Source organism: Blastococcus saxobsidens DD2, from assembly GCF_000284015.1.
GTDB lineage: Bacteria > Actinomycetota > Actinomycetes > Mycobacteriales > Geodermatophilaceae > Blastococcus > Blastococcus saxobsidens_A.
Genome location: NC_016943.1, coordinates 4,142,857 through 4,163,341, shown reverse-complemented (window position 1 = coordinate 4,163,341; position 20,485 = coordinate 4,142,857). Strand labels below are relative to the sequence as shown.

General features: G+C 69.1%; 27 protein-coding genes. 26 read left to right on the top strand and 1 reads right to left on the bottom strand.

Features of this window, described 5'->3' with window-relative positions:
* Positions 1 to 17 precede the first annotated feature (17 nt).
* Positions 18 to 3,923: a DNA-directed RNA polymerase subunit beta' gene (locus BLASA_RS19720; protein ID WP_014378000.1), complete on the top strand. Its 3,906-nt coding sequence runs from the start codon at positions 18 to 20 to the stop codon at positions 3,921 to 3,923.
* A 183-nt stretch (positions 3,924 to 4,106) separates the two neighbouring features.
* Here BLASA_RS19720 and BLASA_RS19715 read toward each other — a convergent pair whose 3' ends face one another.
* Positions 4,107 to 5,147: an LLM class F420-dependent oxidoreductase gene (locus BLASA_RS19715; RefSeq protein ID WP_014377999.1), complete on the bottom strand. Its 1,041-nt coding sequence runs from the start codon at positions 5,145 to 5,147 to the stop codon at positions 4,107 to 4,109.
* Between the two features lie 537 nt (positions 5,148 to 5,684).
* Here BLASA_RS19715 and rpsL point away from each other — a divergent pair.
* From rpsL to rplO, 25 genes are all read left to right on the top strand, one after another.
* Positions 5,685 to 6,059 (top strand): 30S ribosomal protein S12, encoded by a 375-nt coding sequence (rpsL, locus tag BLASA_RS19710; RefSeq protein ID WP_014377998.1) that lies wholly within the window; start codon positions 5,685 to 5,687, stop codon positions 6,057 to 6,059.
* Positions 6,059 to 6,529, top strand: coding sequence for a 30S ribosomal protein S7 (gene rpsG, locus BLASA_RS19705; RefSeq protein WP_014377997.1), 471 nt, complete (start codon positions 6,059 to 6,061; stop codon positions 6,527 to 6,529). The genes rpsL and rpsG overlap by 1 nt, the downstream gene beginning before the upstream one ends.
* Positions 6,530 to 6,614: 85 nt before the next feature.
* Positions 6,615 to 8,714, top strand: coding sequence for an elongation factor G (fusA, locus tag BLASA_RS19700; RefSeq protein ID WP_014377996.1), 2,100 nt, complete (start codon positions 6,615 to 6,617; stop codon positions 8,712 to 8,714).
* Positions 8,715 to 8,897: 183 nt separating this feature from the next.
* Entirely contained in the window at positions 8,898 to 10,091 is a 1,194-nt protein-coding gene (gene tuf, locus BLASA_RS19695; RefSeq protein ID WP_014377995.1) for an elongation factor Tu, read from the top strand.
* A 132-nt stretch (positions 10,092 to 10,223) separates the two neighbouring features.
* Positions 10,224 to 10,529 (top strand): 30S ribosomal protein S10, encoded by a 306-nt coding sequence (rpsJ, locus tag BLASA_RS19690; RefSeq protein WP_014377994.1) that lies wholly within the window; start codon positions 10,224 to 10,226, stop codon positions 10,527 to 10,529.
* A 15-nt stretch (positions 10,530 to 10,544) separates the two neighbouring features.
* The gene (gene rplC, locus BLASA_RS19685) at positions 10,545 to 11,210 is read left to right on the top strand and encodes a 50S ribosomal protein L3 (protein WP_041775862.1); all 666 of its coding nucleotides are present in this window, start codon (positions 10,545 to 10,547) and stop codon (positions 11,208 to 11,210) included.
* Complete coding sequence (gene rplD / locus BLASA_RS19680; RefSeq protein ID WP_014377992.1) at positions 11,207 to 11,983, top strand: 50S ribosomal protein L4; 777 nt, start codon at positions 11,207 to 11,209, stop codon at positions 11,981 to 11,983. The genes rplC and rplD overlap by 4 nt, the downstream gene beginning before the upstream one ends.
* Complete coding sequence (gene rplW, locus BLASA_RS19675; protein WP_014377991.1) at positions 11,980 to 12,282, top strand: 50S ribosomal protein L23; 303 nt, start codon at positions 11,980 to 11,982, stop codon at positions 12,280 to 12,282. The genes rplD and rplW overlap by 4 nt, the downstream gene beginning before the upstream one ends.
* Before the next feature lie 51 nt (positions 12,283 to 12,333).
* Positions 12,334 to 13,167 carry a 50S ribosomal protein L2 gene (gene rplB, locus BLASA_RS19670; RefSeq protein ID WP_014377990.1) on the top strand — a complete coding sequence of 278 codons (834 nt, stop codon included), beginning with the start codon at positions 12,334 to 12,336 and terminating at the stop codon, positions 13,165 to 13,167.
* 34 nt (positions 13,168 to 13,201) lie between these two features.
* Positions 13,202 to 13,483, top strand: a complete 282-nt coding sequence (gene rpsS, locus BLASA_RS19665; RefSeq protein ID WP_014377989.1) for a 30S ribosomal protein S19 — start codon at positions 13,202 to 13,204, stop codon at positions 13,481 to 13,483.
* Between the two features lie 20 nt (positions 13,484 to 13,503).
* Complete coding sequence (rplV, locus tag BLASA_RS19660; protein ID WP_014377988.1) at positions 13,504 to 13,968, top strand: 50S ribosomal protein L22; 465 nt, start codon at positions 13,504 to 13,506, stop codon at positions 13,966 to 13,968.
* Positions 13,968 to 14,897 (top strand): 30S ribosomal protein S3, encoded by a 930-nt coding sequence (gene rpsC / locus BLASA_RS19655; protein WP_014377987.1) that lies wholly within the window; start codon positions 13,968 to 13,970, stop codon positions 14,895 to 14,897. The genes rplV and rpsC overlap by 1 nt, the downstream gene beginning before the upstream one ends.
* Positions 14,898 to 14,900: 3 nt before the next feature.
* Positions 14,901 to 15,317: a 50S ribosomal protein L16 gene (rplP, locus tag BLASA_RS19650; RefSeq protein ID WP_014377986.1), complete on the top strand. Its 417-nt coding sequence runs from the start codon at positions 14,901 to 14,903 to the stop codon at positions 15,315 to 15,317.
* Positions 15,317 to 15,550, top strand: coding sequence for a 50S ribosomal protein L29 (gene rpmC, locus BLASA_RS19645; RefSeq protein ID WP_014377985.1), 234 nt, complete (start codon positions 15,317 to 15,319; stop codon positions 15,548 to 15,550). Before rplP ends, rpmC begins: the two co-directional genes overlap by 1 nt.
* Positions 15,547 to 15,840 carry a 30S ribosomal protein S17 gene (gene rpsQ, locus BLASA_RS19640; RefSeq protein ID WP_014377984.1) on the top strand — a complete coding sequence of 98 codons (294 nt, stop codon included), beginning with the start codon at positions 15,547 to 15,549 and terminating at the stop codon, positions 15,838 to 15,840. Before rpmC ends, rpsQ begins: the two co-directional genes overlap by 4 nt.
* A 209-nt stretch (positions 15,841 to 16,049) precedes the next feature.
* Positions 16,050 to 16,418, top strand: a complete 369-nt coding sequence (gene rplN / locus BLASA_RS19635) for a 50S ribosomal protein L14 (protein WP_014377983.1) — start codon at positions 16,050 to 16,052, stop codon at positions 16,416 to 16,418.
* A 38-nt stretch (positions 16,419 to 16,456) separates the two neighbouring features.
* Entirely contained in the window at positions 16,457 to 16,771 is a 315-nt protein-coding gene (gene rplX / locus BLASA_RS19630; protein WP_014377982.1) for a 50S ribosomal protein L24, read from the top strand.
* Positions 16,772 to 16,806: 35 nt separating this feature from the next.
* Entirely contained in the window at positions 16,807 to 17,361 is a 555-nt protein-coding gene (gene rplE, locus BLASA_RS19625) for a 50S ribosomal protein L5 (protein WP_014377981.1), read from the top strand.
* A 17-nt stretch (positions 17,362 to 17,378) separates the two neighbouring features.
* Positions 17,379 to 17,564, top strand: coding sequence for a type Z 30S ribosomal protein S14 (locus BLASA_RS19620; RefSeq protein WP_014377980.1), 186 nt, complete (start codon positions 17,379 to 17,381; stop codon positions 17,562 to 17,564).
* A 166-nt stretch (positions 17,565 to 17,730) separates the two neighbouring features.
* Positions 17,731 to 18,141, top strand: a complete 411-nt coding sequence (gene rpsH / locus BLASA_RS19615; protein WP_014377979.1) for a 30S ribosomal protein S8 — start codon at positions 17,731 to 17,733, stop codon at positions 18,139 to 18,141.
* A gap of 15 nt (positions 18,142 to 18,156) precedes the next feature.
* Positions 18,157 to 18,696, top strand: a complete 540-nt coding sequence (rplF, locus tag BLASA_RS19610) for a 50S ribosomal protein L6 (RefSeq protein ID WP_041775860.1) — start codon at positions 18,157 to 18,159, stop codon at positions 18,694 to 18,696.
* Entirely contained in the window at positions 18,696 to 19,118 is a 423-nt protein-coding gene (rplR, locus tag BLASA_RS19605) for a 50S ribosomal protein L18 (RefSeq protein ID WP_014377977.1), read from the top strand. Before rplF ends, rplR begins: the two co-directional genes overlap by 1 nt.
* A gap of 49 nt (positions 19,119 to 19,167) precedes the next feature.
* On the top strand, positions 19,168 to 19,782 hold the full coding sequence (gene rpsE / locus BLASA_RS19600; RefSeq protein ID WP_026857030.1) for a 30S ribosomal protein S5: 615 nt from the start codon (positions 19,168 to 19,170) through the stop codon (positions 19,780 to 19,782).
* Position 19,783: 1 nt separating this feature from the next.
* On the top strand, positions 19,784 to 19,963 hold the full coding sequence (rpmD, locus tag BLASA_RS19595) for a 50S ribosomal protein L30 (RefSeq protein ID WP_041775859.1): 180 nt from the start codon (positions 19,784 to 19,786) through the stop codon (positions 19,961 to 19,963).
* 13 nt (positions 19,964 to 19,976) lie between these two features.
* Positions 19,977 to 20,420 (top strand): 50S ribosomal protein L15, encoded by a 444-nt coding sequence (gene rplO / locus BLASA_RS19590; protein ID WP_041775858.1) that lies wholly within the window; start codon positions 19,977 to 19,979, stop codon positions 20,418 to 20,420.
* The last annotated feature ends 65 nt before the right edge of the window (positions 20,421 to 20,485 follow it).

Here is a 20,485-nt window from a genome sequence, read left to right as displayed (position 1 = left end):
GGAAAGGGGTCATCACGTTGCTCGACGTCAACTTCTTCGATGAGTTGCGCATCGGCCTGGCCACCGGCGACGACATCCGCCAGTGGTCGCACGGTGAGGTGAAGAAGCCCGAGACCATCAACTACCGGACGCTGCGGCCGGAGAAGGATGGTCTGTTCTGCGAGAAGATCTTCGGTCCCACCCGGGACTGGGAGTGCTACTGCGGCAAGTACAAGCGGGTCCGGTTCAAGGGCATCATCTGCGAGCGCTGCGGCGTCGAGGTGACCCGGGCCAAGGTCCGTCGTGAGCGGATGGGCCACATCGAGCTGGCCGCTCCGGTCACCCACATCTGGTTCTTCAAGGGCGTTCCCTCGCGCCTGGGCTACCTGCTCGACCTGGCGCCCAAGGACCTCGAGAAGATCATCTACTTCGCGGCCTACATGATCACCTCGGTCGACGGCGAGGCGCGGCACCGCGACCTCTCGACCATCGAGGCCGAGATCAGCGCCGAGAAGTCCAACCTCGAGGGCCGGCGTGACGCCGACGTCGAGGCCCGCCAGCAGAAGCTGGAGGCCGACCTCGCCGAGCTCGAGGCCGAGGGTGCCAAGTCCGACGTGCGCCGCAAGGTGCGCGAGGGCGGCGAGCGCGAGATGCGCCAGCTGCGGGACCGCGCCCAGCGGGAGATCGACCGCCTCGACGAGGTGATGGACACCTTCCGCAAGCTCGAGGTCAAGCAGCTCATCGCCGACGAGGGCCTCTACCGCGAGCTGCGCGACCGCTTCGGTGAGTACTTCGAGGGTGGCATGGGCGCCGCGGCGCTGCAGAAGCTGCTCGCGAGCTTCGACCTCGACGCCGAGGCCGTCTCGCTGCGGGAGACCATCCGCAGCGGCAAGGGCCAGCGCAAGCTGCGGGCCCTCAAGCGGCTGAAGGTCGTCGCGGCCTTCCAGCAGACCCGCAACTCGCCCATGGGCATGGTGCTGGACTGCGTGCCGGTCATCCCGCCGGACCTGCGCCCGATGGTGCAGCTCGACGGTGGCCGCTTCGCCACCAGCGACATGAATGACCTGTACCGCCGGGTCATCAACCGGAACAACCGGCTGAAGCGGCTGCTCGACCTCGGCGCCCCCGAGATCATCGTCAACAACGAGAAGCGGATGCTCCAGGAGTCCGTGGACGCGCTGTTCGACAACGGCCGTCGCGGCCGGCCGGTCACCGGCCCGGGCAACCGCCCGCTGAAGTCGCTGAGCGACCTGCTCAAGGGCAAGCAGGGCCGGTTCCGCCAGAACCTCCTCGGCAAGCGCGTCGACTACTCCGGCCGTTCGGTCATCGTCGTCGGCCCGCAGCTGAAGCTGCACCAGTGCGGCCTGCCCAAGCAGATGGCGCTGGAGCTGTTCAAGCCCTTCGTCATGAAGCGGCTGGTCGACCTCAACCACGCGCAGAACATCAAGTCCGCCAAGCGGATGGTCGAGCGTGCGCGCCCGGTCGTGTGGGACGTGCTGGAAGAGGTCATCACCGAGCACCCGGTGCTGCTCAACCGGGCGCCGACGCTGCACCGTCTGGGCATCCAGGCCTTCGAGCCGCAGCTGGTCGAGGGCAAGGCCATCCAGATCCACCCGCTGGTCTGCACCGCGTTCAACGCGGACTTCGACGGTGACCAGATGGCGGTGCACCTGCCGCTGTCGGCCGAGGCGCAGGCCGAGGCCCGGATCCTGATGCTGTCGAGCAACAACATCCTGAGCCCGGCCGATGGTCGCCCGATCACCGCGCCGACCCAGGACATGGTGTTGGGCCTGTACCACCTCACGACGCTGGTGGCCTCGCCGCTGGAGGCCGACGGCGGTCACCCGCGCGCCTTCTCGTCGGCCGCCGAGGCGGTCATGGCGTACGACAAGGGCGACCTGGCCCTGCAGGAGCGGGCCTGGATTCGTCTGGACGAGGTCTACGGCGTCGACAACGGCACGGTGAACGAGCCGTGGGAGCAGCCGGAGGACTGGACGCCGGGTGCTCCCGCGCTCGTGCAGACCAGCCTGGGCCGGGTGCTGTTCAACGAGGCCCTGCCCGAGGACTACCGCTTCGTCAACTACCAGGTGCCGAAGAAGGAGCTCGGGGCGATCGTCAACGACCTCGCCGAGCGCTACCCCAAGGTGCAGGTCGCGGCGACGCTGGACGCGCTGAAGGCCGCCGGGTTCCACTGGGCCACCCGGGCCGGCATCACGATCGCCATCGACGACGTCGTCACGCCGCCGTCGAAGCAGGCGATCCTCGACCGGCACGAGGACGAGGCCGCCAAGATCGAGCGCCAGTACGAGCGCGGTGTCATCACCGACGCCGAGCGTCGTGGGGAGCTCATCGAGATCTGGACCCGCGCGCGGGCCGAGGTCAGCCAGGCGATGGTGGACAACTTCCCGACCACCAACCCGGTCTGGGTCATGGTCAACTCGGGCGCCCGAGGCAACATGATGCAGATCAGCCAGATCGCCGGTATGCGCGGTCTGGTCGCCAACCCCAAGGGCGAGATCATCCCGCGGCCGATCAAGGCGAACTTCCGCGAGGGTCTGTCCGTGCTGGAGTACTTCATCTCCACGCACGGTGCCCGCAAGGGCCTGGCCGACACGGCGCTCCGTACCGCCGACTCCGGCTACCTCACCCGCCGGCTGGTCGACGTCTCGCAGGACGTCATCATCCGCGAGGAGGACTGCGGCACCGACCGCGGCGTCCTCATGCCGATCGGCACCGTCGTGGACGGCACGGTCACCCGTGACGCCCACGTGGAGACCAGCGTCTACGCCCGCGCCCTCGCCGCCGACGTGGTGGCCGAGGACGGGACGGTCATCGCCCAGGCGAACAGCGACCTGGGTGACGTCCTCATCCAGACGCTGATCGACGCCCAGGTGTCCGAGGTCAAGGTCCGCTGCGTCCTGACCTGCGAGTCGCTGCTGGGCACCTGCGCCACCTGCTACGGCCGGTCGCTGGCGACCGGCAAGCTCGTGGACGTCGGCGAGGCGGTCGGGATCATCGCCGCCCAGTCGATCGGTGAGCCCGGCACCCAGCTGACGATGCGCACGTTCCACACCGGTGGTGTCGCGGGTGAGGACATCACCCACGGTCTGCCGCGCGTGGTCGAGCTCTTCGAGGCCCGCGTGCCCAAGGGCAAGGCGCCGATCGCCGAGCTGGCCGGCACCGTCCGGATCGAGGACGGCGAGCAGTTCCGGAAGCTCACCATCACCCCGGACGACGGCTCCGAGGAGGTCGTCTACGACAAGCTGTCGCGCCGCTCGCGGCTGCGCGTCGAGGACGGTGCGCACGTCGAGGTCGGCGAGCAGCTCACCGAGGGTGCCGTCGACCCGCACGAGGTGCTGCGGATCATGGGCCCGCGCGAGGTGCAGCTGCACCTGGTGCGCGAGGTCCAGGAGGTCTACCGCAGCCAGGGCGTGTCGATCCACGACAAGCACATCGAGGTGATCATCCGCCAGATGCTCAAGCGGGTGACCATCATCGACTCGGGCGCCACGGAGTTCCTGCCGGGTGCGCTGGTCGAGCGGACGATCTTCGAGACCGAGAACCGTCGGGTCGTCGCCGAGGGCGGCGAGCCGGCCTCGGCCCGTCCGGTGCTCATGGGCATCACCAAGGCCTCGCTCGCGACCGAGTCGTGGCTGTCGGCCGCCTCCTTCCAGGAGACGACCAAGGTGCTCACCGACGCCGCGATCCAGGGCAAGAGCGACAGCCTGCTCGGGCTCAAGGAGAACGTGATCATCGGAAAGCTGATCCCGGCCGGTACCGGCATCAGCCGCTACCGGAACATCGCGGTCGAGCCGACCGAGGAGGCGCGTGCCGCCGTCTACACCATGGCCGGCTACGAGGACGGGCAGTACTACAGCCCGGACGTCTTCGGTCAGGGCACCGGCGAGGCCGTGCGCCTCGAGGAGTACGACTGGCGGGGCTGATCCCCGGTAGGCAGTGACGAGAGGGCCCCCAGATCCGAAACCGGATCTGGGGGCCCTGTCGCGTCCGCGGCCGCCTCGTTGATCAGGTCACCTGATCGTCAGGGGTCCTGGCTCACCGTCGACGCTGAGCCAGGACCCCACCAGGTGAGCCAGGATGGCGGCAGGCGCCGCCCGCGGGCGCCTTCAGCCGGCGAGGCGTTTCATGGTCTCGACCGTCCGGAGCCGGCCCTCGCGGGTGCCGTCCAGCGGCTGCAGCATCAGCGTGGTCACGCCCGCCTCGTGGAAGGCGGCGATCCGCTCGGCGACGTGGCCCTCCGGACCGATGAGCGACGCCGCCCGCACCAGCTCCTCGGGCACCGCGGCGGCGGCCTCGTCCTTCTTGCCGTCCAGGTAGAGGTCCTGGATCAGCGTGGCCTCGGACTCGTAGCCGTAGCGCACGGCGAGGTCGTTGTAGAAGTTCTTCCCCCGGGCGCCCATGCCCCCGATGTACAGCGCCAGCGCCGGCCGGACGAAGTCCAGCAGCGGCTCGACGTCGTCCCCGATGGCCACCGGGACGCCGGTGATGACCTGCAGGTCACCCAGCGCGGGGTCGCGCCTGGCCTTGCCGGCGGCGAGGGAGTCGCCCCACACGGAGGCCGCCTTCTCGGGCACGAAGAAGATCGGCTCCCAGGCCTCGGCGATCTCCGCGGCCAGCTCGACGTTCTTCGGGCCCAGGGCGGCCAGCATCACCGGGATGCGCTCACGCACGGGAGTGTTGATCAGCTTCAGCGGCTTACCGAGGCCCGTGCCCTGGTCGGCCGGCAGGGGAACGGTGTACTTCTTGCCGGCGTGGTCCAGCCGCTCCCGGCGCCACACCTGGCGGCAGATCTCCACGATCTCCCGGGTCCGCTGCAGCGGGGCGTCGTAGGGAAGCCCGTGCCAGCCCTCGATCACCTGGGGGCCGGAGGCGCCCAGGCCCAGGGTGAAGCGTCCGCCGGAGACGAAGTCCAGGCCGGCCGCCGTCATCGCGGTGAGGGCGGGCGTTCGGCTGTAGATGGGCAGGATGCCGCTGAGCAGCTCCACGCGCTCCGTCACCGCCGCCAGGTACCCGAGCTGGCTCACCGCGTCGAAGGTGTACACCTCCGCCACCATGGCGAGGTCGAGACCGGCGGCCTCCAGGTCGCGGATCTCCGCCGCGGTCTCCTGGAAGCCCCCGCTGTAGCTGGCCTGGATGCCGATGCGCACGTGCTCTCCTCTGTTCTCGCGGCACCACCGTTGGCGCCGTCCGCACGGTATCGGGCGGCGCGCGGGGGAGCCGCGGAGCTGTCGTGCAGCCGCAGCGGGCGGTAGCGTCCGGGGCTCCGGGCGCCCGCCCGCCTCACCGCGGTCGACGTGTCGACGCGGGTGTGAGGGACCCGGCTTTGACCCGTTCCGAAGGCGCGGGTATCGTGGTCAGCCGTGCCCAGGGTGCCCTGGGCCTGCTCCCGTTCGCGGTGCGCCTGGGTAGCCGGAGGGCTCGTCCTCCTGGCCGCCGGGGACCGCCCATCCGGCCCGACCGGAGGGTGGCGGCGCCGAGTCGCGAGGGGCAACCGAGTTCGGTCCGACACCGGGCCGGTCCCGGGAAGGGCGACACGCCCGACCGCGGGGGCCGGACGGCGGAACACGGCCGCGTTCGGGAAGGTTCCGCCAGGAGCCGGCACCCGAGCACCACAGCAGAGCAGCACAGTCTCTAGGACCAACAGACAGCACCACCCCAGCGCAGGTAGGAGATCCAGGCCCCTCATGCCCACGATCAACCAGCTGGTCCGCAAGGGCCGCGAGGACAAGGTCGTCAAGACCACGACCCCGGCGCTGAAGGGTTCCCCTCAGCGTCGCGGCGTGTGCACCCGCGTGTACACGACGACTCCGAAGAAGCCGAACTCGGCGCTGCGGAAGGTCGCCCGCGTCCGCCTCACCAGTGGCATCGAGGTCACCGCCTACATCCCCGGTGTCGGTCACAACCTGCAGGAGCACTCGATGGTGCTCGTGCGTGGTGGCCGGGTGAAGGACCTCCCGGGTGTGCGGTACAAGATCATCCGCGGCTCGCTGGACACCCAGGGTGTCCGCAACCGCAAGCAGGCACGCAGCAAGTACGGCGCCAAGAAGGAGAAGAGCTAATGCCTCGCAAGGGCCCCGCGCCGAAGCGTCCGCTGGTCGCCGACCCGGTGTACCAGTCGCAGCTGGTCACCCAGCTGGTGAACAAGGTGCTGGTCGATGGCAAGCGCTCGATCGCCGAGGCGATCGTCTACGGCGCCCTCGAGGGCGCCCGCGCGAAGAGCGACACCGACCCGGTCGTCACGCTCAAGCGCGCGCTGGACAACGTCAAGCCGGCCCTCGAGGTCCGCAGCCGCCGCGTCGGTGGCGCGACCTACCAGGTCCCCGTCGAGGTGCGCCCTTCGCGGAGCACCACGCTCGGCCTGCGCTGGCTGATCCAGTACAGCCGGGCTCGTCGTGAGAAGACGATGACCGAGCGCCTGATGAACGAGCTGCTCGACGCGAGCAACGGTCTGGGTGCCGCCGTCAAGCGGCGCGAGGACACGCACAAGATGGCCGAGTCGAACAAGGCCTTCGCGCACTACCGCTGGTGACGTCCGTCCACCAGCACCCGCGGCCGGCGGGACGTCCGGGCCACCCCCGGAACCCGCTCGCGGACCAGAACCAAGAGGAGAAGTAATGGCCAGCAACGAGGCCCAGCTGCGGAAGACCCGGAACATCGGGATCATGGCGCACATCGACGCCGGCAAGACCACCACGACCGAGCGCATCCTCTTCTACACCGGTATCACGTACAAGATCGGTGAGGTCCACGACGGCGCGGCCACGATGGACTGGATGGAGCAGGAGCAGGAGCGCGGCATCACCATCACGTCGGCCGCGACGAAGTGCTCGTGGAACGGTCACGACATCAACATCATCGACACCCCCGGGCACGTCGACTTCACCGTCGAGGTGGAGCGGTCGCTGCGGGTGCTCGACGGTGCGGTGGCGGTGTACGACGGTGTCGCCGGCGTCGAGCCGCAGACCGAGCAGGTGTGGCGTCAGGCCGAGAAGTACGGCGTCCCGCGCATGTGCTTCGTGAACAAGCTCGACCGCACCGGTGCCGACTTCTTCCGCTGCGTCGACATGATGGTGGAGCGGCTGGCGGCCAACCCGCTGGTGCTCCAGCTGCCCATCGGTGCCGAGGCCGACTTCATCGGCGTCATCGACCTGGTCACCATGAAGGCCCTCACGTGGCGTGGCGAGACCAAGATGGGCGAGGACTACGCGGTCGAGGAGATCCCGGCCGAGCTGGCCGACCAGGCCGCCGAGTACCGCGAGAAGCTGCTCGAGAACATCGCGGACTTCGACGACTCGCTGATGGAGGACTACCTCGGTGGCGAGGAGATCGAGGTCGACCGGCTGAAGGCGGCCATCCGCAAGGCCACCATCGGCGGCCAGGTCAACCCGGTCCTCACCGGCACCGCGTTCAAGAACAAGGGTGTGCAGCCCCTCCTCGACGCGGTCGTCGACTACCTGCCCAGCCCGCTGGACATCGAGGCGATCGTCGGCACCGCCCTGGACGGCGAGACCGAGGTCCTGCGGCACGCCGACGAGGACGAGCCGTTCTCGGCCCTGGCCTTCAAGATCCAGACCGACCAGCACCTGGGCAAGCTGACCTACGTCCGCGTCTACTCCGGCCGGCTCGACGCCGGGTCCGCGGTGCTCAACAGCACCAAGGACCGCAAGGAGCGGATCGGCAAGATCTACCAGATGCACGCGAACAAGCGCGAAGAGCGCGCGGGCGTGGGCGCCGGTCAGATCGTGGCGGTCAACGGCCTCAAGCAGACGACGACGGGCGACACCCTCTGCGATCCGCAGAAGCCGGTGATCCTCGAGTCGATGACCTTCCCCGCTCCGGTCATCTCGGTCGCCATCGAGCCGAAGACCAAGAGCGACCAGGAGAAGCTGGGCACCGCGATCCAGAAGCTCGCCGAGGAGGACCCGACCTTCCAGGTGAAGCTGGACGAGGAGACCGGTCAGACGGTCATCTCCGGCATGGGCGAGCTCCACCTGGAGATCCTGGTGGACCGCATGCGCCGCGAGTTCAACGTCGAGGCCAACGTCGGCAAGCCGCAGGTGGCCTACCGCGAGACGATCCGCAAGGCCGTCGAGCGGTACGACTACACGCACAAGAAGCAGACGGGTGGCTCCGGGCAGTTCGCGAAGGTCCAGATCGCGATCGAGCCGCTCGAGATGACTGCCGACTCGGCGACCTACGAGTTCCAGAACAAGGTCACCGGCGGCCGCATCCCGAAGGAGTACATCCCTTCGGTCGACCAGGGCATGCAGGACGCCATGCAGTACGGCGTGCTGGCCGGCTACCCGATGGTGGGCGTCCGGGCGAGCCTGCTCGACGGGCAGTACCACGAGGTCGACTCCTCGGAGATGGCCTTCAAGATCGCCGGTTCGATCGCCTTCAAGGAGGCGGCGCGCAAGGCCAGCCCGGCCCTGCTCGAGCCGCTGATGGCGGTCGAGGTGACGACGCCCGAGGACAACATGGGCGACGTCATCGGCGACCTCAACTCCCGCCGCGGGACCATCCAGGCGATGGAGGAGCGCTCCGGCGCCCGCGTCGTCAAGGCCCTGGTGCCGCTGTCGGAGATGTTCGGCTACGTGGGCGACCTGCGCAGCCGCACCCAGGGACGGGCGAGCTACTCGATGGTGTTCGACTCGTACGCCGAGGTCCCGGCCAACGTCGCCAAGGAGATCATCGCGAAGGTGACGGGGGAGTGAGCATCGCAGGGCCGTCGGCGGCCCGAGGAGCGCAGCGTTCCCGGAACCGAGCCATGGTCGCCGCCAAGGTGACCGGCGAGTAACTGGCGAGTAACCGGAATGCGGGCCCAGCGTCCGCGTTCTCCGAGCAGAGCCCCACCCCAGAGCACGCACCACCTGCGTAACCACGAGGAGAGGAACCCAGTGGCCAAGGCCAAGTTCGAGCGGACCAAGCCGCACGTCAACATCGGCACCATCGGGCACATCGACCACGGCAAGACGACGCTGACCGCGGCGATCACCAAGGTCCTGCACGACAAGTACCCGAACCTCAACGAGGCCTCGGCGTTCGACCAGATCGACAAGGCGCCCGAGGAGAAGGCTCGCGGCATCACGATCTCGATCGCGCACGTCGAGTACCAGACCGAGAACCGGCACTACGCGCACGTCGACTGCCCCGGGCACGCCGACTACATCAAGAACATGATCACCGGTGCGGCGCAGATGGACGGCGCCATCCTGGTCGTGGCCGCTACCGACGGCCCGATGCCGCAGACCAAGGAGCACGTCCTCCTGGCCCGCCAGGTCGGCGTCCCCTACATCGTCGTGGCGCTCAACAAGGCCGACATGGTCGACGACGAGGAGATCCTGGAGCTCGTCGAGCTCGAGGTCCGCGAGCTGCTCTCCGAGTACGAGTTCCCGGGTGACGACGTCCCCGTGGTCCGCGTGTCGGCGCTGAAGGCCCTCGAGGGCGACGCCGAGTGGGGCGACAAGCTCATGGAGCTGATGAACGCCGTCGACACCGCGATCCCGGAGCCGGAGCGCGAGATCGACAAGCCGTTCCTCATGCCCGTCGAGGACGTCTTCACGATCACCGGTCGTGGCACCGTCGTCACCGGTCGCGTCGAGCGCGGCATCGTCAAGGTCTCCGAGGAGATCGAGATCGTCGGTATCCGTGAGGGTTCGACGAAGACGACCGTCACCGGCGTCGAGATGTTCCGCAAGCTGCTCGACCAGGGTCAGGCCGGCGACAACGTGGGTCTGCTCCTGCGCGGCATCAAGCGCGAGGACGTGGAGCGCGGCCAGGTCGTCGTGAAGCCCGGCTCGATCACCCCGCACACCAACTTCGAGGGTTCGGTCTACATCCTCTCGAAGGACGAGGGTGGCCGTCACACGCCGTTCTTCAACAACTACCGTCCCCAGTTCTACTTCCGGACGACGGACGTCACCGGCGTCGTGACCCTGCCGGCCGGCACCGAGATGGTCATGCCGGGCGACAACACCGAGATGACGGTGGAGCTCATCCAGCCCATCGCCATGGAGGAGGGCCTGCGTTTCGCCATCCGCGAGGGTGGCCGTACCGTCGGCGCCGGCCGGGTCGTCAAGATCAACAAGTAACACCTCGGACGGGCGGCGGCCGCTGGCCGGTCGCCGCCCGGCCAGGGTGCGGGTTCCCTCACCAGCACCCGCAGACGGGTCAACAGACCCACTCGAACTTTCACAACCGATCGGCAGGAGCAGAAGACAGCGATGGCGGGACAGAAGATCCGCATCCGGCTGAAGGCCTACGACCACGAGGCGATCGATGCCTCGGCGCGACGCATCGTGGAGACGGTCACCAAGACCGGAGCCCGAGTGGTCGGCCCCGTGCCGCTGCCGACGGAGAAGAACGTGTACGCGGTGATCCGCTCGCCGCACAAGTACAAGGACTCGTTCGAGCACTTCGAGATGCGCACGCACAAGCGGCTCATCGACATCCTCGACCCGACGCCGAAGACGGTGGACGCGCTCATGCGCATCGACCTGCCGGCCTCGGTCGACGTCAACATTCAGTAAGGGCAGTCAGCAGACATGGCGAGCACATTTCGCGGTCTCCTCGGCGAGAAGCTGGGGATGACCCAGGTTTTCGACGAGAACAACCGTCTCGTGCCGGTGACCGTCGTCAAGGCGGGCCCGTGTGTGGTGACCCAGGTGCGCACCCCCGAGGTCGACGGCTACTCCGCCGTCCAGCTCGGTTTTGGTGAGATCGACCCGCGCAAGGTGAACCGTCCCGAGGGCGGGCACTTCACCAAGGCGGGCGTGACGCCGCGGCGGCACCTGGTGGAACTGCGCACGGAGGACGCCGGCAACTACACGGTCGGCCAGGAGCTGACCACCGAGGTCTTCGACGGCGTGGCCAAGGTCGACGTCATCGGAACCAGCAAGGGCAAGGGCACCGCCGGTGTCATGAAGCGCCACGGCTTCAAGGGTCTGGGCGCCAGCCACGGCACCCACCGCAAGCACCGTGCCCCCGGTTCCATCGGTGGCGCGTCGACCCCCGGCCGGGTCTTCAAGGGCCTGCGCATGGCCGGTCGCATGGGCGCGGTCAAGACCACGACCCTCTCGCTCAACGTCCACAGGGTGGACGCCGAGCGGGGCCTGCTGCTGATCAAGGGCGCCATCCCCGGCCCGAAGGGCGGCCTCGTGCTGGTCCGTTCGGCCGTCAAGGGTGGCCCCGTGGGGAGTGACGACAAGTGACCCAGTCCACCGAGACGCGCACCGACCGCCAGGTCGACGTGCGCACCCCGGCGGGGGAGACTTCCGGCAGCGTCACGCTCCCCGGTGAGCTCTTCGACGCCAACGCCAACGTCTCGCTCATGCACCAGGTCGTCGTGGCCCAGCTGGCCGCGGCCCGCCAGGGCACGCACGCGACCAAGACGCGGGCCCAGGTCCGCGGTGGTGGCGTGAAGCCGTACCGGCAGAAGGGCACCGGGCGGGCCCGTCAGGGCTCGATCCGCGCTCCGCAGTTCTCCGGCGGTGGAATCGTGCACGGCCCGCAGCCGCGGGACTACACCCAGCGGACGCCGAAGAAGATGAAGGCCGCCGCGCTGCGCGGTGCGCTCTCCGACCGGGCTCGTGAGGGCCGGGTGCACGTGGTCTCAGCCTTCGTGGACGGCGACGCCCCGAAGACGAAGGCCGCTCTCGCCACGCTGAACGCGGTGACCCAGGCCAAGCGGGTCCTGATCGTCCTCGACCGGGACGACGTCCTCAACTGGGTCAGCCTGCGCAACGTGCCTGAGGTCCACCTCATCGAGGCCGGCCAGCTGAACACCTACGACGTGCTGGTGTCCGACGAGGTCATCTTCACCGAGGCCGCGCTGGCCGAGTTCGTCGCCGGGCCGGTCAAGGGCAAGCGCTCGAGCACCGACCTGCCGGACCTCGCCACCCACGAGATCCCCGGTGGCGTTCCGTCCATCGCCCCCGCCGTCGGTGAGGGCACCGTCGAAGAGACCACCGAGGAGAAGGCATGAGCGTCCGCGATCCCCGGGACGTCCTGCTCGCCCCGGTCATCTCCGAGAAGAGCTACGGGCTGCTCGACAGCAACCAGTACACCTTCATCGTGCTGCCCGAGGCCAACAAGACGCAGATCAAGATCGCGGTCGAGCAGATCTTCAAGGTGAAGGTCCTCGGCGTGAACACGATCAACCGCCAGGGCAAGCGCAAGCGCAGCCGGGGCACGCAGATGGGCAAGCGCAAGGACACCAAGCGCGCCATCGTCTCCCTCGCCCCCGGCGACCGCATCGAGATCTTCGGCGGCCCGGGCGCGTAAGCGACCCGACCACCGACCGGACCAGAGAGAACAGACAGGGACTCACGACCCATGGCTATCCGCAAGTACAAGCCGACGACGCCGGGCCGCCGCGGCTCCAGCGTCGCCGACTTCGCCGAGGTCACCCGCGACCATCCCGAGAAGTCGCTGGTCCGGCCGCTGCACGGTCGTGGCGGGCGCAACGTCCACGGCAAGGTCACCGCCCGCCACCAGGGTGGTGGTCACAAGCGCGCCTACCGGCTGATCGACTTCCGCCGGGCGGACAAGGACGGCGTGCCGGCCAAGGTCGCGCACATCGAGTACGACCCGAACCGCACCTCCCGGATCGCACTGCTGCACTACGCCGACGGCGAGAAGCGCTACATCCTCGCGCCGGCGAAACTGAAGCAGGGCGACACGGTGGAGTGCGGGCCCGCGGCCGACATCAAGCCGGGCAACAACCTGCCGCTGCGGAACATCCCCGTCGGCACCGTGGTTCATGCCATCGAGCTCCGTCCCGGTGGCGGCGCCAAGATCGCCCGTTCTGCGGGTACCAGCGTCCAGCTGGTCGCCCGTGAAGGCCGGTTCGCGCAGCTGCGCATGCCGTCGGGCGAGATCCGCAACGTCGACGTGCGCTGCCGCGCGACCGTCGGCGAGGTGGGCAACGCCGAGCAGTCGAACATCAACTGGGGCAAGGCCGGCCGGATGCGGTGGAAGGGCAAGCGCCCGACCGTCCGTGGTGTCGCCATGAACCCGGTCGACCACCCGCACGGTGGTGGTGAGGGCAAGACCTCCGGTGGTCGCCACCCGGTGAACCCGAAGGGCAAGCCGGAGGGCCGGACGCGCAAGCGGAAGGCCAGTGACGCCCTGATCGTGCGCCGCCGGCGCACCAACAAGAAGCGCTGAGCCCGGGTTCCCCGGCGGTTATGGAGAGTCCGTTATGCCACGCAGCCTGAAGAAGGGCCCGTTCGTCGACGACCACCTGCTCAAGAAGGTGGACGCTCAGAACGACAAGGGCACCAAGAACGTGATCCGTACCTGGTCACGCCGCTCGACGATCATCCCGGACATGCTGGGTCATACCCTCGCGGTGCACGACGGCCGCAAGCACGTCCCGGTGTTCGTCACTGAGGCGATGGTCGGGCACAAGCTCGGGGAGTTCGCGCCCACGCGCACCTTCCGCGGGCACATCAAGGACGACCGCCGCTCGCGGCGGGGCTGACCAGGTAGAGAGAGATTCAGATGACTTCCCAGTTGGGACAGGAGGCGCCGGTCGCCCGGGCTACGGCCCGGTTCGTCCGCGTGACCCCCATGAAGGCCCGCCGGGTGGTGGATCTCATCCGCTACCTGCCGACCGACGAGGCCCTGGCGCTGCTGCGGTTCGCTCCGCAGTCGGCCAGTGAGCCGGTCGCCAAGGTCGTCGCCAGCGCGGTGGCCAACGCCGAGCACAACCTGCAGCTGGACCCGGCTGCCCTGGTGGTGAGCGCGGCCTACGTCGACGAGGGCCCCACGCTCAAGCGGATCCGTCCGCGGGCCCAGGGCCGGGCGTTCCGCATCAACAAGCGGACCAGCCACATCACCGTCGAGGTGAGCGAGGTCGCCACCAGCGCCGAGCTCGCGCAGAAGTCGCGCAAGGCGCGTCGGGACACCGGCCAGTCCGGCCCGGCCACCCAGCAGACGAACAACACGAGGGGAGGGACCCGCTAGTGGGTCAGAAGGTCAACCCGCACGGGTTCCGGCTCGGGATCACCACCGACTACAAGTCCCGGTGGTACGCGGACAAGCTGTACAAGGACTACGTCAAGGAAGACGTCGCGATCCGCAAGCTCATGTCCAAGGGCATGGAGCGGGCCGGCATCTCCAAGGTGGAGATCGAGCGCACCCGCGACCGGGTCCGCGTCGACATCCACACCGCCCGGCCGGGCATCGTCATCGGCCGGCGCGGTGCCGAGGCCGACCGCATCCGCGGGGAGCTGGAGAAGCTCACCGGCAAGCAGGTGCAGCTGAACATCCTCGAGGTCAAGAACCCCGAGTCCGATGCGCAGCTCGTCGCCCAGGGCGTCGCAGAGCAGCTGTCCAGCCGCGTCAGCTTCCGTCGTGCCATGCGCAAGGCGATGCAGTCGGCGCAGCGCAGCCCGCAGGTCAAGGGCATCCGGGTGCAGTGCTCGGGTCGCCTGGGCGGCACGGAGATGAGCCGGTCGGAGTTCTACCGCGAGGGCCGGGTGCCGCTGCACACGCTCCGCGCGAACATCGACTACGGCATCTACGAGGCCCGCACCACCTTCGGCCGCATCGGCGTCAAGGTGTGGATCTACAAGGGTGACGTCAGCGGCTCCCGCGCCGAGCGTGCGGCCCTCGAGGCGCTCGCCGACCGCCAGCAGCGTCGTGAGCGGGCCCAGCGTCCGCAGCGCCGTTCGGGCTCCTCCGGCACCACCGCCGGGGGGACCGAGGCCGGCCGCGCCGCCGTCGAGTCCTCCGGGCCGGTCGCCGACACCGCGGCCGCCGAGAGCACCGTGGCGCAGACCTCCGGCGAGGTCGCGCCCGAGCAGACCGTCGCCGAGGCCGCGGGTCCGCAGGGCACCGCCGCCGCCGAGGCCGTGGCTCCGAACCCGCCCGCCCAGAACACGGAGAGCTGAGCCATGCTCATCCCACGGCGCGTCAAGCACCGCAAGCAGCACCACCCGAGCCGGTCGGGCCGGGCCAAGGGCGGCACCGAGATCAACTTCGGTGAGTACGCCATCCAGGCGCTCGAGCCCGCCTACGTCACCAACCGGCAGATCGAGTCCGCGCGTATCGCGATGACCCGGCACATCCGGCGTGGCGGAAAGGTGTGGATCTCGATCTACCCGGACCGTCCGCTGACCAAGAAGCCGGCCGAGACCCGCATGGGTTCCGGCAAGGGCTCGCCCGAGTGGTGGGTGGCCAACGTCAAGCCCGGCCGCGTGCTGTTCGAGCTGTCCGGTGTCGCCGAGCCCGTGGCCCGTGAGGCCATGCGCCGTGCGATCCACAAGCTGCCGATGAAGTGTCGCTTCATCACGCGTGAAGGAGAAGTGTGATGGCCGCTGGTCTGACCGCTCCCGAGCTGCGCGAGCTCTCGGCTGACGAGCTCGCCTCGCGGCTGCGCGAGTCGAAGGAAGAACTGTTCAACCTGCGGTTCCAGGTGGCCACCGGCCAGCTGGACAACAACCGGCGACTGCAGACCGTCCGCCGCGACATCGCCCGGATCTACACGATCATGCGCGAGCGCGAGCTGGGTCTCTCGGTCGCCCCGAGTGAGGGTGTGGCATGAGCGAGACCCAGACGTCGGCCACCGGTCCCGGCCTGGCCGGCCGGGGCTACCGGAAGCTCCGCGAGGGCCTGGTCGTCAGCGACAAGATGGAGAAGACCATCGTCGTCGAGGTCGAGGACCGCGTGAAGCACGGCCTCTACGGCAAGGTCATCCGCCGGACGAGCAAGTTGAAGGCCCACGACGAGCAGGGGGTCGCCGGCGTCGGTGACCGCGTGCAGATCATGGAGACCCGGCCGACGTCCGCCACCAAGCGGTGGCGGCTGGTCGAGGTCCTGGAGAAGGCGAAGTAGCGAAGGCCTCGTGCCCGCCCCGGCCCTCCGGGGCTGCAACGGGTAGGAGTACTCTGAACGACTGGCGCGCACCCCGGTCGCGCGCCACATCCCGGTCTCCGCAGTCGGACGCACCGGTGGCTTCTGCCGCCGGTGCGTCCGCACGCGGGTTCCGGACAGCCGGTTCACCGTTCCGGCCCGGCTGTCACCACGAGTTTTGGGAGTAGGACGTGATCCAGCAGGAGTCGCGGCTGCGAGTCGCCGACAACACCGGTGCGAAGGAGATCCTCTGCATCCGCGTGCTCGGCGGTTCCGGGCGACGCTACGCGGGCATCGGCGACGTCATCGTCGGCACCGTCAAGGACGCGCTGCCGGGTGCCGGAGTCAAGAAGGGCGACGTGGTCAAGGCCGTCATCGTCCGCACGGTGAAGGAGCGCCGTCGTCCTGACGGCTCCTACATCCGCTTCGACGAGAACGCCGCGGTGATCATCCGTGACAGCGGCGACCCGCGCGGCACGCGCATCTTCGGGCCGGTCGGCCGGGAGCTGCGCGACAAGCGCTTCATGCGGATCATCTCGCTCGCCCCGGAGGTGTTGTGATCATGGCTGCCAGTGCGCAGAGCGGGAAGACCCCGTCGATGAAGGTCAAGAAGGGCGACACCGTCCTCGTGCTGTCCGGCAAGGACAAGGGCGCGAAGGGCCGGGTCATCGCCGCCTACCCCAAGCTCCAGAAGGTGCTGGTGGAAGGTGTCGGACGGGTGAAGAAGCACACCCGTATCAGCTCGACGCAGCGCGGCGCCCAGCAGGGCGGGATCGTCACGCAGGAGGCGCCCATCCACGTGAGCAACGTGATGGTGATCGACTCCGAGGACAAGCCGACCCGGGTCGGCTACCGCAAGGACGAGGAAGGCCGCAACATCCGGGTTTCGCGGCGCACCGGTAAGGACCTCTGACCCTCATGAGCGCACCCACCCGTGAGCTGCCACGCATGCTCGCCAACTACCGCCAGACGATCGTGCCGGCGCTGCAGAGCGAGTTCGGCTACGAGAACGTCATGCAGATCCCGCGACTGACCAAGATCGTCGTCAACATGGGCGTCGGCGAGGCGACCCGCGACGCGAAGCTGATGGACGGCGCGGTCCGCGACCTCACCGCCATCACCGGTCAGAAGCCGGCCGTCGTCCGGGCCCGCAAGTCCATCGCTCAGTTCAAGCTGCGCGAGGGCATGCCGATCGGCGCGAAGGTCACCCTCCGCGGCGACCGGATGTGGGAGTTCCTGGACCGGCTGCTGTCGCTGGCCCTGCCCCGTATCCGCGACTTCCGCGGGCTGAACTGCAAGCAGTTCGACGGCCACGGCAACTACACGTTCGGCCTGAACGAGCAGTCGATGTTCCGCGAGATCGACGTCGACAAGATCGACCGGCAGCGCGGCATGGACATCACTCTGGTCACCACCGCCACGAACGACGACGAGGGCCGCGAGCTGCTCCGCCAGCTCGGCTTCCCCTTCGCCGGCCAGCCCGTCGTGACCACCATCCGCTGAGCCGGTAGGAGACAACCATGGCCAAGAAGGCTCTGATCAACAAGGCGGCCCGCAAGCCCAAGTTCGCGGTCCGCGGCTACACCCGCTGCCAGCGGTGCGGTCGCCCGCACGCGGTCTTCCGCAAGTTCGGCCTGTGCCGCATCTGCCTGCGGGAGATGGCCCACGCCGGGGAGCTCCCCGGCGTGCGCAAGTCCAGCTGGTGAAGGATCCGGCTGCCCCCACGACACGCTTCGCGCGCCGCGGGTCCCTGCAGCCGGACCGATCCAGCAAGTCACCGACCGAGCACCACCGATCGCCGAGAGGCCCACGCGCCAAGTCCGGGACGACCCGGCGCATGAGGAACCGCGGTGAGAGAGGCACCACTACGCCATGACCATGACCGACCCGATCGCAGACATGCTCACGCGTCTGCGGAACGCCAACCAGGCGTACCACGACTCCGCGGTCATGCCGTCGTCGAAGCTCAAGACGCACATCGCCGAGATCCTCCAGCAGGAGGGCTACATCGCCGGCTGGCGCGTCGACGAGACCGACAAGGACGGCAACCCGTTCAAGCAGCTGGTCATCGACCTGAAGTACGGCCCCAACCGCGAGCGGAGCATCGCCGGGGTCCGGCGGGTCTCCAAGCCCGGCCTGCGGGTGTACGCGAAGTCCACCGCACTGCCCAAGGTGCTCGGCGGTCTCGGCGTGGCGATCATCTCGACCTCGACCGGGCTGCTGACCGACAAGCAGGCGAACAAGAAGGGCGTGGGCGGGGAAGTCCTCGCCTACGTCTGGTAAGAGGAGCGAGCGAAGATGTCACGGATCGGACGACTCCCGATCGCCGTGCCCAGTGGTGTGGACGTCACGATCGACGGCCAGACGGTCAGCGTGAAGGGACCCAAGGGCGAGCTTCGCCACACGGTCGCCGCACCGATCACCGTCGAGCGCGACGAGGACGGCACGCTGCGGGTGCAGCGCCCCAACGACGAGCGTCAGAACCGCGCCCTGCACGGGCTCTCGCGGACTCTGATCGCCAACATGATGACCGGCGTCACCGAGGGGTACACCAAGACCCTCGAGATCGTCGGTGTCGGTTACCGCGTCCAGGCGCGCGGCTCGGACCTCGAGTTCGCCCTGGGCTTCAGCCACCCCGTCCCGGTCAAGGCCCCCGAGGGGATCGCCTTCGCGGTCGAGTCGCCCACCCGCCTGCGGGTGAGCGGCATAGACAAGCAGCTGGTCGGCGAGGTGGCGGCCAAGATCCGCAAGATCCGCAAGCCCGACCCGTACAAGGGCAAGGGCGTGCGGTACCAGGGCGAGGTCGTCAAGCGCAAGGTCGGGAAGACGGGTAAGTGATGGCTCAGGCAGCAACTTCCACGAACGGGAAGACCGCCGGCGGACACAAGCCCGTCGGCACCGACATCAGCACGGCACGTCGCGTCTCGCGGCTCCGCCGTCACAACCGGCTGCGCAAGCGGGTATCCGGCACGCCGGAGCGTCCGCGCCTGGTGGTCAAGCGCAGCGCGCGCCACATCCACGTGCAGGTGGTCGACGACACCGTCGGCCGCACCGTGGTGAGCGCGTCCACCATGGACGCCGGCCTGCGCGGTGCCGAGGGCGACAAGTCCGCCCTGGCCCGTCAGGTGGGTGCCCTGGTGGCCGAGCGCGCGAAGGCCGCCGGCATCACGTCGGTCGTCTTCGACCGCGGTGGCAACCGGTACGCCGGGCGCATCGCCGCCCTGGCCGACGGTGCCCGCGAGGGTGGGCTGGACTTCTGATGATCTCCCACCCCACCAGCAGCAGCGAGCAGATCGAGAGGGACGTCTGATGCCAGGACCACAGCGACGCGGCGGCGGCGCCGGCGGCGGTAACGACCGCCGTGACCGCCGTGACGGCGGGCGGGGCCCCGGAGGCGCTCCCGCCGAGAAGAGCAACTACATCGAGCGCGTGGTGGCCATCAACCGCGTCTCCAAGGTCGTCAAGGGTGGTCGGCGCTTCAGCTTCACCGCCCTGGTGATCGTGGGCGACGGCGACGGCACCGTGGGCGTCGGTTACGGCAAGGCCAAGGAGGTGCCCGCGGCGATCGCCAAGGGCGTCGAGGAGGCCAAGAAGCACTTCTACAAGGTGCCGCGCATCGCCAGCACCATCCCGCACCCGGTGCAGGGTGAGGCGGCCGCCGGTGTCGTGCTGCTCAAGCCGGCCAGCCCCGGTACCGGTGTCATCGCCGGTGGCCCGGTCCGTGCCGTGCTGGAGTGCGCCGGGATCCACGACGTGCTCTCCAAGAGCCTCGGTTCGTCGAACCCGATCAACATCGTGCACGCCACGATGCAGGCGCTGAAGGACCTCGTCCGCCCCGAGGAGATCGCGGCCCGCCGCGGCCTGCCTCTCGAGGACGTCGCTCCGGCCGCCATGCTGCGTGCCCGCGCGGGTCAGGGGGTCTGAGATGGCGCAGCTGAAGGTCACCCAGGTCAAGTCCGCGATCGGCACCAAGCCCAACCAGCGCGAGACGCTGCGCTCGCTGGGCCTGAAGAAGATCAACGACTCGGTCGTTCAGGAGGACCGTCCCGAGATCCGCGGGATGGTCGCGACGGTGCCCCACCTGGTCACCGTCGAAGAGGTCTGAGGAAAGACTCGCTATGACTCTGAAGGTTCACCACCTGCGTCCCGCCCCCGGTGCCCACACCCGCAAGACCCGTGTGGGTCGTGGTGAGGGCTCGAAGGGCAAGACGGCCGGGCGCGGCACCAAGGGCACCGGCGCACGGGGCACCGTCTCCGCGCGGTTCGAGGGTGGGCAGACCCCGCTGAACATGCGGCTGCCCAAGCTCTCGGGCTTCAAGAACAACAACAAGGTCGTCTTCCAGGTCGTCAACCTCGACCGGATCGCGTCCCTGTTCCCGCAGGGCGGCCCGGTCAACCCGGACACCCTGGCCGAGGCCGGCGCCGTGCGGCGCGGCCAGCCGGTCAAGGTGCTGGGCACCGGTGAGCTGGGCGGCGTCAAGGTCGACGTCCACGCGCACGCCTTCTCCGCATCCGCGGCCGAGAAGATCGCCGCGGCCGGGGGCAGCACCACCCGCGTCTGACGCCGGCGACCCCCGCGGGCGCGCATCTCGCGCCCGCGGGGGTCGTGTGCTACCCGGTCCCGCCA

Excerpts from the sequence above, each read along its gene's own strand:
- rplE (WP_014377981.1), top strand. The coding sequence starts at position 16,807 with ATGCTCGCCAACTACCGCCAGACGATCGTGCCGGCGCTGCAGAGCGAG.
- rpmD (WP_041775859.1), top strand. The coding sequence starts at position 19,784 with ATGGCGCAGCTGAAGGTCACCCAGGTCAAGTCCGCGATCGGCACCAAG.
- rpmC (WP_014377985.1), top strand. The coding sequence starts at position 15,317 with ATGGCCGCTGGTCTGACCGCTCCCGAGCTGCGCGAGCTCTCGGCTGAC.
- rplO (WP_041775858.1), top strand. The coding sequence starts at position 19,977 with ATGACTCTGAAGGTTCACCACCTGCGTCCCGCCCCCGGTGCCCACACC.
- rplP (WP_014377986.1), top strand. The coding sequence starts at position 14,901 with ATGCTCATCCCACGGCGCGTCAAGCACCGCAAGCAGCACCACCCGAGC.
- rpsH (WP_014377979.1), top strand. The coding sequence starts at position 17,731 with ATGACCATGACCGACCCGATCGCAGACATGCTCACGCGTCTGCGGAAC.
- rplC (WP_041775862.1), top strand. The coding sequence starts at position 10,545 with ATGGCGAGCACATTTCGCGGTCTCCTCGGCGAGAAGCTGGGGATGACC.
- rplR (WP_014377977.1), top strand. The coding sequence starts at position 18,696 with ATGGCTCAGGCAGCAACTTCCACGAACGGGAAGACCGCCGGCGGACAC.
- rpsS (WP_014377989.1), top strand. The coding sequence starts at position 13,202 with ATGCCACGCAGCCTGAAGAAGGGCCCGTTCGTCGACGACCACCTGCTC.
- rpsQ (WP_014377984.1), top strand. The coding sequence starts at position 15,547 with ATGAGCGAGACCCAGACGTCGGCCACCGGTCCCGGCCTGGCCGGCCGG.
- rplF (WP_041775860.1), top strand. The coding sequence starts at position 18,157 with ATGTCACGGATCGGACGACTCCCGATCGCCGTGCCCAGTGGTGTGGAC.
- rplV (WP_014377988.1), top strand. The coding sequence starts at position 13,504 with ATGACTTCCCAGTTGGGACAGGAGGCGCCGGTCGCCCGGGCTACGGCC.
- fusA (WP_014377996.1), top strand. The coding sequence starts at position 6,615 with ATGGCCAGCAACGAGGCCCAGCTGCGGAAGACCCGGAACATCGGGATC.
- rplB (WP_014377990.1), top strand. The coding sequence starts at position 12,334 with ATGGCTATCCGCAAGTACAAGCCGACGACGCCGGGCCGCCGCGGCTCC.
- rpsL (WP_014377998.1), top strand. The coding sequence starts at position 5,685 with ATGCCCACGATCAACCAGCTGGTCCGCAAGGGCCGCGAGGACAAGGTC.
- rpsE (WP_026857030.1), top strand. The coding sequence starts at position 19,168 with ATGCCAGGACCACAGCGACGCGGCGGCGGCGCCGGCGGCGGTAACGAC.
- rpsJ (WP_014377994.1), top strand. The coding sequence starts at position 10,224 with ATGGCGGGACAGAAGATCCGCATCCGGCTGAAGGCCTACGACCACGAG.
- rplW (WP_014377991.1), top strand. The coding sequence starts at position 11,980 with ATGAGCGTCCGCGATCCCCGGGACGTCCTGCTCGCCCCGGTCATCTCC.
- rplX (WP_014377982.1), top strand. The coding sequence starts at position 16,457 with ATGAAGGTCAAGAAGGGCGACACCGTCCTCGTGCTGTCCGGCAAGGAC.
- rpsG (WP_014377997.1), top strand. The coding sequence starts at position 6,059 with ATGCCTCGCAAGGGCCCCGCGCCGAAGCGTCCGCTGGTCGCCGACCCG.
- BLASA_RS19620 (WP_014377980.1), top strand. The coding sequence starts at position 17,379 with ATGGCCAAGAAGGCTCTGATCAACAAGGCGGCCCGCAAGCCCAAGTTC.